The organism is Serratia sp. CY29653 (genome assembly GCF_052169255.1).
Lineage (GTDB): Bacteria > Pseudomonadota > Gammaproteobacteria > Enterobacterales > Enterobacteriaceae > Serratia > Serratia sarumanii.
This window is the reverse complement of sequence record NZ_JBJNLC010000001.1, coordinates 2,645,040-2,661,096: the sequence shown is the minus strand read 5'-3', so window position 1 is coordinate 2,661,096 and position 16,057 is coordinate 2,645,040. Positions and strand designations below refer to the sequence as shown.

Here is a 16,057-nt window from a genome sequence, read left to right as displayed (position 1 = left end):
GAGCGGAGGCGTTTTTTCAGGCGCGAGTGGCGATTACTGCGCCAGCCAGGTTTCGATTTGGCGCTGAATGCCGGCGGCGTCCAGCCCCAGATCGGCGCGCAGTTCTTCCTGGCTGCCCTGTGAGACAAAGCTGTCCGGCAGGCCGAGGTTCAGCACCGGCACCGGACGGCGTTTGGCCATCAGCAGTTCGTTGACGCCGCTGCCGGCGCCGCCCATGATGGCGTTCTCTTCCAATGTGACCAGCGTTTCATGGCTGGCGGCCAGTTCGAGCACCAGCTGCTCGTCCAGCGGTTTGACGAAGCGCATGTCGACCAGCGTGGCGTTGAGCGCCTCCGCCGCTTGCGCGGCCTCCGGCAGCAGGGTGCCGAAGTTGAGAATGGCGATCTTTTCTCCCTGGCGACGCACCACGCCTTTGCCGATCGGCAGCAGGTTGAGCGGCTCCAGCGCCGCGCCGGTGCCGGTGCCGCGCGGATAGCGTACGGCGCTCGGGCCGTCGTTGTAGTGATAGCCGGTGTACAGCATCTGGCGGCATTCGTTCTCGTCGCTCGGCGTCATGATCACCATGGTCGGGATGCAGCGCATGAACGACAGATCGAACGCCCCCTGGTGAGTCTGGCCGTCGGCGCCGACGATGCCGCCGCGATCGATGGCGAACATCACCGGCAGGTTTTGGATCGCCACATCGTGGATCAGCTGATCGTAGGCGCGTTGCAGGAAGGTGGAATAGATCGCCACCACCGGCTTGTAGCCGCCGATCGCCAGCCCGGCGGCGAAGGTGACCGCATGCTGCTCGGCGATCGCCACGTCGAAATATTGCTGCGGGTAGTCGCGGGAGAACTGCACCATGCCGGAACCTTCGCGCATCGCCGGTGTGATCGCCATCAGCGAGCTGTCTTTGGCGGCGGTTTCACACAGCCAGTCGCCGAAGATTTTCGAATAGGTCGGCAGACCGCCGGCGCTTTTCGGCAGCGTGCCGCTGGCGGGATCGAACTTCGGCACCGCGTGGAAGCTGATCGGATCTTTCTCCGCCGGCGCGTAACCGCGGCCTTTCTTGGTCATGATGTGCAACAGCTGCGGGCCTTTCAGATCGCGCATGTTTTTCAACGTGGCAACCAGCCCCTGCACGTCGTGCCCGTCTACCGGGCCGATATAGTTAAAGCCCAGCTCTTCGAACAGCGTGCCCGGCACCACCATGCCTTTCAGGTGCTCTTCGGTGCGTTTCACCAGCTCCTTGATCGGCGGCACGCCGGCCAGCACTTTCTTGCCGCCTTCGCGCAGGGTGGAGTAAAGCTTGCCGGACAGCAGCTGCGCCAGGTGGTTGTTCAGCGCGCCGACGTTTTCCGAGATCGACATCTCGTTATCGTTCAGCACCACCAGCATGTCCGGGTTGATGTCGCCGGCGTGGTTCATCGCTTCGAAAGCCATGCCGGCGGTGATGGCGCCGTCGCCGATCACGCACACCGTGCGGCGGCCTTTGCCTTCACGTTCCGCCGCCACCGCCATGCCGAGGCCGGCGCTGATCGAGGTCGACGAGTGGCCGACCGACAGCACGTCGTATTCGCTTTCGGCGCGCCACGGGAAGGGGTGCAGGCCGTTCTTTTGCCGAATGGTGGCGATACGGTCGCGGCGGCCGGTCAGAATTTTGTGCGGGTAGGCCTGGTGGCCGACGTCCCACACCAGATGATCGAACGGCGTGTTGTAGACGAAATGCAACGCCACCGTCAGTTCGACGGTACCCAGCCCGGAGGCAAAGTGGCCGCTGGAGCGGCTGACGCTGTTCAGCAGGTATTGCCGCAGCTCATCGCACAGCTTCGGCAAGCTCTCTTTGGGCAGTGAGCGGAGTTCCTCGGGGTTTTCCGCTAGCGCCAGGGTTGGGTATTTGGCTATATCAAGACTCATTCGATACTCATATCAGAGGAGTTAACGTCACACGTTAATTGTCGCGTTCAATAATGAAGCTGGCTAACGCTCGCAATGGCGCTGTGTTATAAGATTGCGCTGCCAAAGTGTCTAATGCAGCTAATGCTTCCTGATAGAGATCCCACGCTTTTGCTTTCGCGCTGTCAAGCCCGAGCAACGCCGGGTAGGTACTCTTTCCGTGTTGTTGATCCGCGCCCTGGCGCTTGCCGATTTTTTCAGTCTCGCCGACAACGTCCAAAATGTCATCCTGCACCTGGAACGCCAGGCCAACCGCGGCGGCGTAACGATCCAGCTGCGGCAACGCCGCTCGCCCGGCTTCGCCGGCGCTCAGCGCGCCCAGACGCACCGCCGCGCGGATCAGCGCGCCGGTTTTGTGGCGGTGGATCTGCTCCAGCGCCTGCAGGTCGATGCGCTTGCCTTCGGCTTCCAGATCCAGCGATTGGCCGCCGCACATGCCGGCTACGCCGCTGGCGGTCGCCAGTTCGGAGACCATCGCCAGCCGATCGCGCAGGGCCACGTCGGGCATTTCAGCATCGGCCAGGATCGAAAACGCCAGCGTTTGCAGCGCATCGCCGGCCAGGATCGCGTTGGCTTCGCCGAATTTAATGTGGCAGGTCGGCTGGCCGCGGCGCAGATCGTCGTCGTCCATCGCCGGCAGATCGTCGTGGATCAGCGAGTAGGCGTGAATGCATTCCACCGCCGCCGCCGGCGCGTCCAGGTTGGCCAACGACACGCCGAACATCTGGCCGGTGGTGTAGACCAGGAACGGGCGCAGGCGCTTGCCGCCCAGCAAGGCGCCATGACGCATCGCCGCCACCATGTTGCCGTCGTTGAACGGCAGTGGGGCGATGAAGTCCAGCAGCGCGCGATCGGCGCGCTGGCGGAAAATCTGCAGTTGATCGGCAAAAGCGGCCGCTGGGGCGATCTCAGACATGTCGGTTACTCGGCATCCGGTGTGAAAGGCGCCAGCGCCGCGTCGTCGGCGCTGTCGTTAAGAAGTATCTGCACACGCTGTTCCGCCTGTTGCAGTTTCTGCTGGCCCTGACGCGCCAGCTGCACGCCGCGTTCGAATTCGTTCAGCGCGTCTTCCAGCGGCAGTTCGCCTGATTCCAGACGCGTCACGATGCTTTCCAGCTCGCCGAGGGCGCTTTCAAAGCTGGCTGTTTGCTCTGTACTGGCTGATTGTGCTGGTTTTTTCGGCATAATTTTCTTTTTACGTCATCATGTGAACCGTGGCGCCAGAGCCTATCCTAGCGGATCTTGATTAGCAAATCATGGCGCTCATGTATGGTTTTGTGCGCAGAGCGCGGCGATATGGTGATATACTCCGCGCCGTAATTCTTATCTGACAACAAAGACCGCCATGAAGTTTATCATTAAATTGTTCCCGGAAATCACCATCAAGAGCCAATCTGTGCGCTTGCGCTTTATCAAGATTCTCTCGACCAATATTCGCAACGTCCTGAAGCAGTATGATGAAACGCTGGCGGTCGTCCGTCACTGGGATCATATCGAAGTTCGCGCCAAAGATGAAAACCAGCGGCCGGTCATCGCCGACGCCCTGACGCGCATTCCCGGCATCCACCATATTCTGGAAGTGGAAGATCGCGCTTATACCGATATCCACCACATCTTCGAGCAGACGCTGGAAGCCTACCGCGCCCAGCTGGAAGGCAAAACCTTCTGCGTGCGCGTCAAGCGCCGCGGCAAGCAGACGTTCAACTCGCAGGACGTGGAGCGCTATGTCGGCGGCGGTCTGAACCAGCATATCGAGAGCGCGCGCGTTAACCTGACCCGCCCGCAGGTTACGGTAAACCTGGAGATCGAAGACGACAAGCTGATGCTGGTCAAACGCCGCCTCGAAGGCATCGGCGGTTACCCGGTCGGCACCCAGGAAGACGTAATGTCGCTGATTTCCGGCGGTTTCGACTCGGGCGTGTCCAGCTACATGCTGATGCGTCGCGGCTGCCGCGTGCACTTTTGCTTCTTCAACCTGGGCGGCGCCGCGCACGAGATCGGCGTGAAGCAGGTGGCGCACTACCTGTGGAATCGCTTCGCCAGCTCGCACAAGGTGCGCTTCGTCGCCATCGATTTCGAGCCGGTGGTGGGTGAGATCCTGGAGAAGATTGACGACGGCCAGATGGGCGTGGTGCTCAAGCGCATGATGGTGCGCGCCGCTTCGCAAGTGGCCGAACGCTACGGCGTGCAGGCGCTGGTGACCGGCGAAGCGTTGGGGCAGGTCTCCAGCCAGACGCTGACCAACCTGCGCTTGATCGACAACGCGTCCGATACCCTGATCCTGCGTCCGCTGATCTCGCACGATAAAGAGCACATCATCAAGCTGGCGCGCGAAATCGGCACCGAAGACTTCGCCAAAACCATGCCGGAATACTGCGGCGTGATTTCGAAGAGCCCGACGGTGAAAGCCATCAAGGCCAAGATCGAAGAGGAAGAGAGCCACTTCGATTTCAGCATTCTCGACCGGGTGGTGAGCGAAGCGAAGAACGTCGATATCCGCTCCATCGCCGAGCAGGCGCAGGAGCAGGTGACCGAGGTGGAAACCGTCGCGGCCTTCGGCGCCGACGAGGTGATCCTGGATATCCGCTCCAACGACGAGCAGGAAGAGAAGCCGCTGCAGTTGGAACAGGTTGAAGTGAAAGCGCTGCCGTTCTACAAGCTGAGCACCCAGTTCGGCGATCTGGATCAGAGCAAAACCTACCTGCTGTACTGCGAGCGCGGCGTGATGAGCCGCCTGCAGGCGCTGTACCTGCTGGAGCAAGGCTTCAGAAACGTGAAGGTTTATCGTCCGTAATTTATCCGCCGGCGCCGCCAGACGCCGGCCGTTTTCTTTCAAAACGCATTTTCCCGCCAAATAACCCTGCTTATTACGCCTTTTTTTAAATAATACACTTAACTTGTTTTTCCTTTTATTAAAATCACTTCAGTCAATATATTAAAAATCTATTGATTTTTTTATTTGATGGTATGGATATTATTGTTATCGAACGCTGGCAGCCCTGTCGGCGTTTATCTGCTGACTCCCTATTGAAATTGTGTTTTGGCATTTGATTGCACATGTTTTTTCTTACTGTGCAAATTATATTTTTGCTGAGCATAAGCCATTCGTATTTTATGGTTATCAGGGTAATGCACATTGCAAAGGAGGATATCCCTATGGCCATTAATGTTTTTCGCCATTAGTCTGAACGTCAGTTAATGGTTGGCAGGGATGGACAACATTATTTAAGGAGAGCGATTAATGAAAATGAATAAGACGACATTGCTGTTGTCGGCAGCGGCGTTGCTGTTGCCCAGCGCGCCGCTGTTGGCGCAAATAGCACCTCAGGCGGGGGGCGCATCGGTTGACCATATCAATCAGGTGCCGGTGGTGAATATCAATCGTGCGGGTGCGGACGGTGTCTCGCATAACGTTTACACGCAGTTCGACGTTGGCGCTCAGGGCGCTATTTTAAATAACAGCCTTGCGGGCGCGAATACGTCATTGGCCGGAACCGTTGCGGGGAACGCTCAGTTAGAGGGCCGTGCAGCTAAGGTAATTCTGAATGAAGTGAATTCGGTAAATAAAAGTATTTTGAAGGGGATGGTAGAAGTCGCCGGGCAACGTGCCGATGTTGTCATTGCCAATAAATCCGGCATTACCTGCAACGGTTGCGGTTTTATTAATGCCCGCAACGGCGTATTAACTACCGCCGATTTGCAGTTCAAGGACGGCGCTTTTAACGGCTACCACGTTAATCAAGGCAATATTCGAGTCGAGGGGGAGGGCTTGACGAAGGGCGATGTCGATTATACGGCTGTTATTGCGCGCACGGCGGAAATCAGCGCGGCGGTTCATGCGGATGCCCTGTTAGTCTCGGCGGGGAAAAAAACGGTTTCGGCAGATCTATCCCGCTTCAATAGCGTTGAAGCGTCTAAAGATAAGCCTGAAGTATTGATCGACGTCGCCGAGTTGGGGGGAATGTATGCCAACAAGATTAGGCTGGTCGCCAATGAAAACGGCGTAGGCGTCAATAGCGGCAATGCCAATGGGGCGGGCTCCAACGCCGGCGCCTCGTTGAACAATGTCAGCATCGTCAGTATCCAAACCGACGCGGGAAGTGATGAACGCGTGCAAATCGGCAACGGCGCTCAAAACGTATCCCGCGCTTTCGTCGGTATCGCCAACCGCGGTCAGATTCAGGCGAAAAACGGTGGCGCCGACATCAGTACCGACTCGCTGGTCAATCAAGGAAATATCGCTTCACAGGGGCAATTGAACATCAGCGCTACCCGGCTGCAAAATGAAAAGAACGTGAGTGCGCGTTCGGCCTCCCTGACGGCAACGCAGCTGGACAATATCGGCCGCATTGAGGGCGGGGCAATACGGCTGAATGCGACCCAACTGAACAATCGCGGCAGCGTCAAAACGCAAAACGGCGCGCTGACACTGCGGGCGACCCGCGTCGACAATACCGGCGGCATTCAATCCGCGCAGGCTTTGCAACTCAACGCCACCAGCTTGTTCAACGCCGGCAATGGCGTGATCGAAGCCCAAAACGGCGCGGCGATCCAGGGAACGTCCATCACCAACCGCGGGAGCATCGTTTCTCGCGCTTCTTCCATCAGCTTGTCGGACACCAGTTTCAGCAACTACGGCAGGATTGAAGCCTATGGCGATATCAGCCATCGCGGCGTCTCTTTCAACAACTCAGGCACGATGCGCTCCACGTCCGGCGCGGTCACCAACAACGGCCGCGACATCAACAAGCCCGCGAATAGCTGGGGTTGGGGATACGGCGGTTTCGGCTGGCCTTACGGTTGGTCTTATTGGATGTGACAAACGTTTCCCCCACCCAAGGGTGGGGGAATGGATGAGAGAGCATGAAAAGGGAATGTCTTATTCTTTGTCTGGGCGTGCTGTTCAGCTGTTGCAGCCGCGCTGAAGCCACGCCGGCGCCGGCCAAACAACGCGTTAGCCAGGAAAGCCTCATCGGCGATACGCAACGCAAGCTGTTACCGTCCACCCCTCCTGTTTTGTCGCCGCAGCCGGAGCAAAACGCGCAAGCGGACATATTTATCAGCGAATCTCCGTGTTGGATGATCGATAACGTCGAAACGGCGACGGCGCCGCTACGCCTCACGGCTTTCAAACAGTTGGCGCATACGGCCCGTGGCCGCTGTATGGGGGAGAAAGGGTTGGCGAGGTTGCGCAAAAAGCTGCAAAACGCGCTGATAGCGCAAGGCTATATCACTTCGCGGGTGCAGCTCGACGTTCAAGAGGTACCGGCAGGGATACTGAAGGTTCGTGTGCATTATGGCCGCATCGGTCAGCTGAAAATGCAGGCGGGCAGCAGCGCCTATTTCCGCCCCGATGCGCTTTTTCCCATTGCGGCCGGCGATGTGCTGAATTTGCGTAGTATCGAGCAAGGGCTGGAGAACATGGGGGGGATACCGGGCGTCATCAGCGATATCCGCATTGCTCCGGGCGAACGAGCTGGCGAAAGCGATATCGAGATCCTGCGCCAACAGGATAAATATTGGCGTTTTACCGCCTGGGCGGATGACGCCGGCGTTCGTTCTACGGGGCGTTATCAGACCGGCGGCGCGCTGTATCTCGATAATCTGACCGCCTTGGGCGACGTTTTTTACCTGTCGATGGCGCGCAGCATTCTGGCGCCGCCGGGCAAAGGCAATGAAAGCCGCGCCCTGTACTATAGCTTGCCTTGGAGATACTGGCGCTTCAGCGCGTTGGGCGGAGACAGCCGCTATCACCAGACTTTCGCCGGCAACTTCACCGATTATCGCTATAACGGCCGTTCGCAGTATTGGGGGCTGCAGGCTGACTATACGTTGGCGCGCGGGATGAATGAGAAAACGTCGTTGAATGCGCAACTGCTGCAACGTCATTACCGCTATTACCTCAATGACACGGAGATTGCCTTGCAGAGCGCAAGGCTAACCAGCCTGAAGCTGGGCGTCAGCCATCTTTATTATGGCGCCCGTGCGCAAATCGCGCTGACCGCCGACGCCCTTGCCGGCGTCGGGAAGGGGAGCTCACATGCCGAACAGCAGCTGCGAGCGGGCGGCAGTATGCTGAAACCCTTCAATGCATTTGGTCATCGTCTGCGTTATCTCGGGGAGTTATCGGGGCAATGGGCGAGCGCCGCACAGCCGATCCAGGATAAATCGTTTATCGGCGACCGTTCTACGGTGCGCGGGTTTAGCGGCGACAGCAAATTGATCGGCAGCAGCGGAGGGTATCTGCGCAATACGCTGACGTTGGAACGTGACATGCTGCAACCCTATATTGGATTCGACTACGGGCAGTTGGCCAAACAACAGGGGGAAGGCGGCCAGTTGGCGGGGAGCGTCATTGGCCTGCAGGTGAATCAGGGGCGTTTTGCTGCGGACATTTTCGCCGGCACGCCGGTGATCAAACCCGGCGCGCTGCCGAGTGAGCGTCTGGTTTTGGGCTTCTCCAGCCAGCTCAGTTTTTGACGCGATACGGGGCGCGGATCTGCGCCCCGTGTTTACGATCGCTGATTCAGTTTTCTTCACTGTCGCGATAATCGTACATCCCGGGGATCAGCACCAGCTGCGCGGCGATCTCCGCCGCCTTGGCCTTGCCGAGCAGCAGGTCTATCAGCTTCAGCGCGAACTCCATCGCGGTGCCCGGCCCCTGGCTGGTGAGCAGGTTGACGCGCGCGTCGTACACCACGCGGCGCTCCATCCATTTATCCGCCGGTATCTGGTCTTTCAGGCCCGGGAAGCCGGTCATGTTGCCGATCGGGAACAGATCGTGATGCTGCAGCACCAGCGCCGGCGCCGCGCAGATGGCGGCGACAATGTTGCCCTGCAGATGCATCTGCCGCACCTTTTCCACCAGCAGCGGGCTGTCGCGAAAGCATTCTGCGCCTTTCAGGCCGCCGGGCAGCACGATAGCGTCGAACGGCTCATCGACGATCGCCACCAGCGGCGCGTCGGCCAGCAGCTTGACGCCGCGCGAACAGACGATAGTCAGCTCGCCGTCGCCGGCAACGCTGGCAGTAGTGACTTTTACGCCCGCCCGCACCAGCAGATCGAGGGTGGTGACGGCTTCGATTTCTTCGCTACCAGGTGCCAGGCAGACCAGCGCCGATACGCTCATATTCATTTTCCTTTCGTTTAATCAGTTCAAACAGCCGCGCATTCTCCGGCAGCGTGAGGCCGTGGCTGCGCGCGCGGCGCAGCAGGTAACCGGTGATGTAGTCGATCTCGGTGTGCCGCTGGCTGCGGATATCCTGCAGCATCGACGAAACGTTGTCGGCGGTGCTGTGGATCACGTCCATCACGTATTGCATCAGGCCTTCGCAGGAGGTGTGGTAGCCCTCCATCGCCATCACGCTGGCGACTTCACGGCACAGCGTTTCGATCTGCTCCGGGTAGCGCTGCAGATCGCCGTTGCGGCAGCCGTACAGCGCCGTCAGCGGGTTGATCACGCAGTTGACCGCCAGCTTGCGCCAGTTGGCCGAGGCGATGTTGTTGTGCCAGGCGACGTCGGGCAGCGCCTGATGCAGCACTTCCGCCAGGTGGCTGAGGTGTTGGGCGGCCGGCGAGGTGGGGCCAATGTGGGTGATGCCGGTGGCGACGTGAATAATGGTGCTGCCTTCGTGGCGCGCGGCGTGGGTGGTGGTGCCCTGCAGGATCGGCTGGCCGTTCGGCGGCAGCTCCTCCTGGGTGCCCATGCCGTTGTGCAGCAGCAAAATGGCGCACTGGGGGTTCAGCTTCGGCAGCAGCGCGCTGACCGCGCTGGACACCTGCCAGGCTTTCAGCGTCACCAGCAGCAGCTCGCTCTGCGCGAGGTGCTCCGGATCGTTGGTGGGCAAGTTGCGATTAAACGAGACGCCTTCCGGCTCTATCACGTTCACGGCGCAAAAAGGCTGAGGCACTCTTAGCCATCCCTGCACATCGTGGCCCTGCTGATACAGCCGGGAGAGCCACAGTTGTCCGAGCGCGCCGCAACCAAGAATGGTTATTTTCATTCAGTCTCCTTGGAAACACGGGAATACCGCTCAATTACCGTGAATTAACTATAGGCTTTATGGCAGCCCGAAGCGCTATCCCTGCGTGCGTTCAGCAGATTTTGTCTGAGGCGGCAAAGCGGTTATCATGCTCGGCATCAAAATCGCCTAAGCTATTAGGCACTCATTCAGGAGGAAGAAGTATGCCATCTTTCGACATTGTTTCCGAAATTGATATGCAGGAAGTGCGTAACGCCGTTGAGAACGCCACCCGCGATCTCGGCACCCGCTGGGATTTTCGCAACGTGCCGGCCAGCTTTGAGCTAAACGAGAAAAACCAAAGCATCAAGGTTGCCACCGAGTCTGATTTCCAGGTGCAGCAGCTGCTCGACATTCTGCGCGAAAAGCTGAGCAAGCGCAGCATCGACGGCGCCGCGCTGGAGATCCCGGAAGAGTTTACCCACAGCGGTAAAACCTACAGCGTGGAAGCCAAGCTGAAGCAGGGGATTGAAACCTCTGTGGCGAAGAAAATCGTCAAGCTGATCAAAGACAGCAAGCTGAAGGTGCAGGCGCAGATCCAGGGCGAAGAAGTGCGGGTGACCGGCAAGTCACGCGACGATTTGCAGAGCGTGATGGCACTGGTGCGCGGCGGCGATCTGGGGCAGCCGTTCCAGTTCAAGAACTTCCGCGATTAATCTCTACAGGGCCGGCATTGCCGGCCCTGATGCTTTACAGCGAATTGACCAGCGCTTCCAGCTGACCGCGATTGGTCTGCTTGGTATCCACCTTGACGTAGGCGCTGCGCTCTTCCGGCACCACGATCGCTTCGGCCACGCCGGGCTGCGCCTTCAGGCGGCTTTCCAGCGCCGAATCCTTTACCGCCAGTTCTGACAGCGTAATGCGCAGGCTGCTGACATACGGCGGCTCTTTCATGGTGCTGCTGACCAGGAACCAGACCGCGGCCAACACGGCGCCGGCGATAAACACCAGCCCTGCGCCCTGCAATCCGTATAGCCAGCCGCCGAGGCTGCCGCCGATCGCCACGCCGATAAACTGGCTGGTGGAGTAGACCCCCATCGCGGTGCCCTTGTAGCCGGCCGGCGATTCTTTGCTGATCAGCGAAGGCAGAATGGCTTCCATCACGTTGAAGGCTATGAAGAACAGCTGAACGCCGGCGATGATGCCCCACAGGCGCGCGCCGGAGAGCCACAGCAACACTTCGGCGCAGAACAGCACCGCCACGCAGCCCATAAACACCTGCTTCATGCGGCGATATTTTTCGGAATAGATGATGAAAGGCACCACGGCGGCGAACGACACCAGCATGGTGACCAGGTAGACGATCCAGTGCTCGCTGGCCGCCAGCCCGGCTTTTTCCATCGCCAGCGGCAGCGCCACGAAGCTCGACATCAGCAGGATATGCAGGCACATGATGCCGAAGTTGAGCTTCAGCAGGCGCGAGTTGCTCAGCACCTTGCGGAAGCTGCCGCGCACGATGCTGGACTCGCGGTTCAGCAGGTGAGTGTCGGCGGAAGGCACCACCGCCAGGGTGATGACAATGCCGGCCAGCGCCAGTACGGCGATCATCCAGAACAGCGCATGCAGGCCTAAGGCGTGGGTGATGATAGGGCCCAATACCATGGCGATGGCGAAGGTGATACCGAAGCTGACGCCGATAAACGCCATCGCCTTGGTGCGGTTCTGCTCGCGGGTCAGATCGGAGAGCAGCGCCATTACTGCGGCGGCGATGGCGCCGGAGCCTTGTAGCGCGCGGCCGAGGATCACGCCCCAGATCGAGTCGGTAGCGGCGGCGATCACGCTGCCGAGGGCAAAGATCAGCAGGCCGCCGACGATCAGCGGCTTGCGACCGATGCGATCGGACACCAGGCCGAACGGGATTTGAAACACCGCCTGCGCCAGGCCGTAGATGCCGATGGCGATGCCGATCAGCGCTTCGCTGGCGCCGTTGAGCGCCATGCCGTAGGTGGTCAGCACCGGCAGTACCATAAACATGCCGAGCATGCGCAGGGAGAATACGGTGCCTAATCCCCAGGTGGCGCGGCGCTCCTGCGGGGTCATTGAATTATCGTTCACATCAAACCTCGGTAAAAACCATGCCATCAGACGTTGAGACAGCGCCTGATGGCATGATTTCTGTAAAGCTGTGTCATTTTAGTGTGCAGGGCAGGGGGGGTAAATCGAATGTTGTTTAACAGATATTACAGTTCGGCCGCTTTTCGGCGTGACAAATAAAATGGGCCGCAAAAGCGGCCCATTTACGGATGATTTGGCTTACCAAACGTAGGTCACCAGCGCTTCAGGCGCCGCCGTGGCGCTGAAGTCGATCGACATCATCACGCTCAGCGAGGTGATGGCGACGATGGAGAACACGAACAGTTTACGCGCCCAGACGCTGTCGTTTTCGGTTTTGTAACCGCGTAGCGCCATGCCTAGCCACCATACGCTCACCGCCGCAGCGACGATCAGGTATTTGTAGCCGGCGTAGCCCACCAGGGTCAGCATCAGCGTGGCGATCATAAATGCCAGGATGTAGACCGTGATGTGGTTCTTGGCGACGGAAATGCCTTTCACCACCGGCAGCACCGGAATGTTGGCCGCCTGGTAATCTTTAAAGCGGAAGATAGCGATCGCATAAGAATGCGGCATCTGCCACAGGCTAAAGATAGCCAGCAGGATCAACGCGCCGGCGTCGAACTCGTTGGTTACCGCGCAGTAGCCGATAACCGGCGGCGCGGCGCCCGACAGGCTGCCGATCAGCGTGCCGTAGACCGAGTGGCGTTTCATGTACAGACTGTAAACGCCGACATAAACCACGAAGCCCATCACCGCCAGCCACATGGCCAGCGGGTTGGCCGCGATATACAGCAACGCGAAGCCCACAATACCCAGAACGGTCGCATAAACCAGGGTGACACTCGGCGCGATCAGGCCTTTTACCAGCACCCGATTCTTCGTTCTCTCCATTTTCTTGTCGATATCACGGTCGATGTAGTTGTTAAACACACAGCCCGACGCGACCACCAACGAGACACCCACCAGGGTGGCGAGAAACAGGGGATAGTCGATGCTCCCTTTGGAAGCGAGCAGGAATCCCCCAACGACAGAAATTAAATTGCCGAAAATAATTCCTGGTTTAGTGACTTGCAGGTATTGCTTAATCATCACGTGCAGCTCAGCTCTTAATCGACCATCATATTGATGTTGAGGTTGTACATAATCCAGAGTGAACCTACAACAACGATACCGATGATCATAGCGGTGAACAGCAATGCCACCAGGTTCCAGCGCTCTTCCGATGAGGTGTTCATGTGCAGGAAGTAAACCAGGTGAACAATCACCTGGATAACCGCCATGCCGACAACAACCGCCAGGATGGTGGAATGAGAGGCAGTGCCGTTCATTACCATCGCAAATGGAATTACCGTCAGGATGATCGACAGGATAAAGCCGATCAGGTATGACTTCACGCTGCCGTGGCTTGCGCCGCCGTGAGAGGTTTCATGGGATGAATGGCTCATTACATAACCCCCAGCAGGTAGACAACGGTAAATACGCAGATCCAGACCACGTCCAGGAAGTGCCAGAACAGGCTCAGGCACATCAGGCGGGTTTTGTTGGTCGCGGTCAGGCCGAACTTGCTCACCTGAATCATCAGCACGATGATCCAAATCAGGCCGGAAGTTACGTGCAGACCGTGGGTGCCGACCAGCGCGAAGAAGCTGGACAGGAACGCGCTGCGATCCGGACCGAAGCCTTCGGCGATCAGATGATGGAATTCATAGATTTCCATCGCCACGAAGCCCAGACCAAACAGGAAGGTCAGGAACAGCCAGGTGTTTACACCGCCAACTTTACCCTTGTTCATGGCGATCATCGCCATGCCGTAGGTGATGGAGCTGAACAACAGCAGGAAAGTTTCGACCAGGACAAACTTCAGGTCGAAGATATCTTTACCTGAGGGACCGCCAGCGGTCCCGTTCACCAGGACTGCATAAGTCGCGAACAAGCTCGCAAACAAAATACAGTCGCTCATCAGGTAGATCCAGAATCCGAAGACTTTGGTCTCACCCGCATCGTGGTGCCCATGCTCTGCATGGGCTGCGTTATGATTGGTCAGAGTTTCAGTTGACATGGTTCACGCCTGCTTTACGGATTTGTTCGTAGTGTTGGTTCTCAATGCGCTCGATTTCATCAACCTGCACATAGTAGTCAACATCGTGATCGAAGCTCTTGCCGATCCAGACAACGATCATACCGATGAAGCCGGCCAGAGCCATCCACCAGATTTCCCAAATCATTGCGAAACCGAATACCAGGCTGAAGAAGGCGATGATAACGCCGGCGCCGGTGTTCTTAGGCATATGAATCGGTTCGTATTTAGCCGGTTTCTTATACGCTTCGCCTTTTTCTTTCATGTCCCAGAATTCATCACGGTCATGAATCTGCGGCACTACGGCAAAGTTATAGAACGGCGGTGGAGACGAAGTTGACCACTCCAGAGTACGAGCGCCCCATGGGTCACCGGTCAGATCGCGGTTCTGTTCGCGGTCACGGATACTGACGAAGATCTGAATCAGCTGGCACAGGATGCCGCAGGCGATCAGCGCCGCACCGCCGGCTGCAACCAGCAGCAGAGGGTGGAACTCAGGGTTGATGTTCTGGCTGATACGACGGGTCATGCCCATAAAGCCCAATGCGTACAGCGGCATGAAGGCGGTGAAGAAGCCGATGATCCAGAACCAGAACGCGCGGATGCCCCATTTTTCGTTCAGCGTGAAGCCGAAGGATTTCGGGAACCAGTAGGTCAGGCCCGCGAAGCAACCGAACACCACGCCGCCGATGATGACGTTGTGGAAGTGAGCGATCAGGAACAGGCTGTTGTGCAGCACGAAGTTCGCGCCCGGCACCGCCAGCAGAACGCCGGTCATACCACCTACGGAGAAGGTGATGATGAAGCCAACGGTCCACAGCATCGCGGAGTTGAGCTTGATACGGCCCTGATACATGGTGAACAGCCAGTTGAAGATTTTCACCCCGGTCGGGATGGAAATGATCATGGTGGCGATACCGAAGAAGGCGTTAACGTTCGCGCCGGACCCCATGGTAAAGAAGTGGTGCAGCCAGACGATGAACGACAGAACGGTGATCGCGATGGTTGCCCATACCAGTGAGGTATAGCCGAACAGGCGTTTTCTGGAGAAGGTCGCGGTGACTTCGGAGAACACGCCGAACACCGGCAGAACCAGAATATACACCTCTGGGTGACCCCAGGCCCAAATCAGGTTGATGTACATCATCATGTTGCCGCCCATATCATTGGTGAAGAAATGGGTGCCCAGATAGCGATCCAGGGTCAGCAGCGCGATGGTGACGGTCAGAATTGGGAAAGAAACGATGATCAGGACGTTGGTACACAGCGCCGCCCAGGTGAACACCGGCATCTTCATCATAGGCATGCCTGGGGCACGCATCTTCAGAATGGTGGCGAAGAAGTTCACGCCGGTCAGCAGGGTACCCAGACCGGAAATCTGCAGACTCCAGATCCAGTAATCGACCCCGACGCCAGGACTGTACTCTTTACCCGACAGCGGCGGATACGCCAGCCAACCGGTCTGAGCGAACTCACCGACCCCCAGGGAGATGTTGATCAGCACAACGCCCACCACGAAGAACCAGAAGCTCAGGGAGTTCAGGAACGGGAAGGCGACGTCGCGCGCACCGATTTGCAGCGGCACCACGACGTTCATCAGGCCGACCACGAAAGGCATCGCCATGAAGAAGATCATGATAACGCCGTGCGCGGTGAAGATCTGGTCGTAGTGGTGCGGCGGCAGGAACCCGGCTTCGCCGGCGGACGCCAACGCCTGCTGGCTACGCATCATGATTGCGTCGGCGAAACCGCGCAGCAGCATGACCATCGCCACGATGATGTACATGATACCAATTTTTTTATGGTCGACCGAAGTCAGCCATTCGCTCCACAACCACTTCCATTTGCCGAAATATGTCAGCAGCGCCAGCACTGCCAGGCCCCCGACAATAATTGCGGCTACGGTGACCATGATGATCGGTTCGTGGTACGGAACCGCATCAAGTGTTAATTTTCCCAACATCAG

Annotated in this window: 14 protein-coding genes; 4 read left to right on the top strand and 10 right to left on the bottom strand. The window is 58.2% G+C overall.

What is annotated here, in order from left to right:
- Positions 1-33 precede the first annotated feature (33 nt).
- From dxs to xseB, 3 genes are read right to left on the bottom strand one after another with little or no spacing between them, the layout of a single operon-like run.
- A complete protein-coding gene (gene dxs, locus ACJ8HN_RS12865; RefSeq protein ID WP_033637303.1) occupies positions 34-1,899 on the bottom strand; it encodes a 1-deoxy-D-xylulose-5-phosphate synthase in 1,866 nt (621 codons plus the stop codon).
- Positions 1,900-1,933: 34 nt separating this feature from the next.
- On the bottom strand, positions 1,934-2,854 hold the full coding sequence (gene ispA, locus ACJ8HN_RS12860) for a (2E,6E)-farnesyl diphosphate synthase (protein ID WP_060422037.1): 921 nt from the start codon (positions 2,852-2,854) through the stop codon (positions 1,934-1,936).
- Between the two features lie 5 nt (positions 2,855-2,859).
- Positions 2,860-3,123: an exodeoxyribonuclease VII small subunit gene (gene xseB, locus ACJ8HN_RS12855; protein WP_015376838.1), complete on the bottom strand. Its 264-nt coding sequence runs from the start codon at positions 3,121-3,123 to the stop codon at positions 2,860-2,862.
- Positions 3,124-3,283: 160 nt separating this feature from the next.
- Between xseB and thiI the strand changes: the two genes are divergently transcribed.
- The 3 genes from thiI (at position 3,284) to ACJ8HN_RS12840 (ending at position 8,418) form a co-directional block, all read left to right on the top strand.
- Positions 3,284-4,732 carry a tRNA uracil 4-sulfurtransferase ThiI gene (thiI, locus tag ACJ8HN_RS12850; protein WP_334282316.1) on the top strand — a complete coding sequence of 483 codons (1,449 nt, stop codon included), beginning with the start codon at positions 3,284-3,286 and terminating at the stop codon, positions 4,730-4,732.
- Positions 4,733-5,179: 447 nt separating this feature from the next.
- Complete coding sequence (locus ACJ8HN_RS12845) at positions 5,180-6,757, top strand: filamentous hemagglutinin N-terminal domain-containing protein (RefSeq protein ID WP_442523493.1); 1,578 nt, start codon at positions 5,180-5,182, stop codon at positions 6,755-6,757.
- Between the two features lie 44 nt (positions 6,758-6,801).
- On the top strand, positions 6,802-8,418 hold the full coding sequence (locus tag ACJ8HN_RS12840; protein ID WP_442523492.1) for a ShlB/FhaC/HecB family hemolysin secretion/activation protein: 1,617 nt from the start codon (positions 6,802-6,804) through the stop codon (positions 8,416-8,418).
- Positions 8,419-8,464: 46 nt separating this feature from the next.
- Here the strand turns inward: ACJ8HN_RS12840 and yajL are convergent, their stop codons facing one another.
- Complete coding sequence (yajL, locus tag ACJ8HN_RS12835; RefSeq protein WP_033647310.1) at positions 8,465-9,067, bottom strand: protein deglycase YajL; 603 nt, start codon at positions 9,065-9,067, stop codon at positions 8,465-8,467.
- Entirely contained in the window at positions 9,030-9,941 is a 912-nt protein-coding gene (gene panE / locus ACJ8HN_RS12830; RefSeq protein ID WP_033647309.1) for a 2-dehydropantoate 2-reductase, read from the bottom strand. Before panE ends, yajL begins: the two co-directional genes overlap by 38 nt.
- Positions 9,942-10,123: 182 nt before the next feature.
- On the opposite strand from panE, the gene ACJ8HN_RS12825 reads away from it, so the two are divergent.
- On the top strand, positions 10,124-10,615 hold the full coding sequence (locus ACJ8HN_RS12825; RefSeq protein ID WP_004940373.1) for a YajQ family cyclic di-GMP-binding protein: 492 nt from the start codon (positions 10,124-10,126) through the stop codon (positions 10,613-10,615).
- 34 nt (positions 10,616-10,649) lie between these two features.
- On the opposite strand, the gene ACJ8HN_RS12820 is transcribed toward ACJ8HN_RS12825, so the two are convergent.
- The 5 genes from ACJ8HN_RS12820 to cyoB all read right to left on the bottom strand — a co-directional run bounded on the left by ACJ8HN_RS12820 (position 10,650) and on the right by cyoB (position 16,054).
- Positions 10,650-12,014 (bottom strand): MFS transporter, encoded by a 1,365-nt coding sequence (locus tag ACJ8HN_RS12820; protein ID WP_442523491.1) that lies wholly within the window; start codon positions 12,012-12,014, stop codon positions 10,650-10,652.
- A gap of 198 nt (positions 12,015-12,212) precedes the next feature.
- Positions 12,213-13,103, bottom strand: coding sequence for a heme o synthase (gene cyoE, locus ACJ8HN_RS12815; RefSeq protein ID WP_019454196.1), 891 nt, complete (start codon positions 13,101-13,103; stop codon positions 12,213-12,215).
- Between the two features lie 17 nt (positions 13,104-13,120).
- Positions 13,121-13,459 carry a cytochrome o ubiquinol oxidase subunit IV gene (locus tag ACJ8HN_RS12810; protein ID WP_004940369.1) on the bottom strand — a complete coding sequence of 113 codons (339 nt, stop codon included), beginning with the start codon at positions 13,457-13,459 and terminating at the stop codon, positions 13,121-13,123.
- Positions 13,459-14,073 carry a cytochrome o ubiquinol oxidase subunit III gene (locus tag ACJ8HN_RS12805; protein ID WP_004940367.1) on the bottom strand — a complete coding sequence of 205 codons (615 nt, stop codon included), beginning with the start codon at positions 14,071-14,073 and terminating at the stop codon, positions 13,459-13,461. The genes ACJ8HN_RS12810 and ACJ8HN_RS12805 overlap by 1 nt, the downstream gene beginning before the upstream one ends.
- A complete protein-coding gene (gene cyoB, locus ACJ8HN_RS12800) occupies positions 14,063-16,054 on the bottom strand; it encodes a cytochrome o ubiquinol oxidase subunit I (protein WP_033637313.1) in 1,992 nt (663 codons plus the stop codon). The genes ACJ8HN_RS12805 and cyoB overlap by 11 nt, the downstream gene beginning before the upstream one ends.
- Positions 16,055-16,057 lie beyond the last annotated feature (3 nt).

What these genes read in the sequence shown, in the direction of transcription:
- ACJ8HN_RS12810 (WP_004940369.1), bottom strand. Translation starts at nt 13,459, where the DNA reads ATGAGCCATTCATCCCATGAAACCTCTCACGGCGGCGCAAGCCACGGC.
- panE (WP_033647309.1), bottom strand. Translation starts at nt 9,941, where the DNA reads ATGAAAATAACCATTCTTGGTTGCGGCGCGCTCGGACAACTGTGGCTC.
- ACJ8HN_RS12840 (WP_442523492.1), top strand. Translation starts at nt 6,802, where the DNA reads ATGAAAAGGGAATGTCTTATTCTTTGTCTGGGCGTGCTGTTCAGCTGT.
- ACJ8HN_RS12845 (WP_442523493.1), top strand. Translation starts at nt 5,180, where the DNA reads ATGAAAATGAATAAGACGACATTGCTGTTGTCGGCAGCGGCGTTGCTG.
- thiI (WP_334282316.1), top strand. Translation starts at nt 3,284, where the DNA reads ATGAAGTTTATCATTAAATTGTTCCCGGAAATCACCATCAAGAGCCAA.
- xseB (WP_015376838.1), bottom strand. Translation starts at nt 3,123, where the DNA reads ATGCCGAAAAAACCAGCACAATCAGCCAGTACAGAGCAAACAGCCAGC.
- ACJ8HN_RS12805 (WP_004940367.1), bottom strand. Translation starts at nt 14,073, where the DNA reads ATGTCAACTGAAACTCTGACCAATCATAACGCAGCCCATGCAGAGCAT.
- ispA (WP_060422037.1), bottom strand. Translation starts at nt 2,854, where the DNA reads ATGTCTGAGATCGCCCCAGCGGCCGCTTTTGCCGATCAACTGCAGATT.
- dxs (WP_033637303.1), bottom strand. Translation starts at nt 1,899, where the DNA reads ATGAGTCTTGATATAGCCAAATACCCAACCCTGGCGCTAGCGGAAAAC.
- cyoE (WP_019454196.1), bottom strand. Translation starts at nt 13,103, where the DNA reads ATGATTAAGCAATACCTGCAAGTCACTAAACCAGGAATTATTTTCGGC.
- yajL (WP_033647310.1), bottom strand. Translation starts at nt 9,067, where the DNA reads ATGAGCGTATCGGCGCTGGTCTGCCTGGCACCTGGTAGCGAAGAAATC.
- ACJ8HN_RS12825 (WP_004940373.1), top strand. Translation starts at nt 10,124, where the DNA reads ATGCCATCTTTCGACATTGTTTCCGAAATTGATATGCAGGAAGTGCGT.
- cyoB (WP_033637313.1), bottom strand. Translation starts at nt 16,054, where the DNA reads ATGTTGGGAAAATTAACACTTGATGCGGTTCCGTACCACGAACCGATC.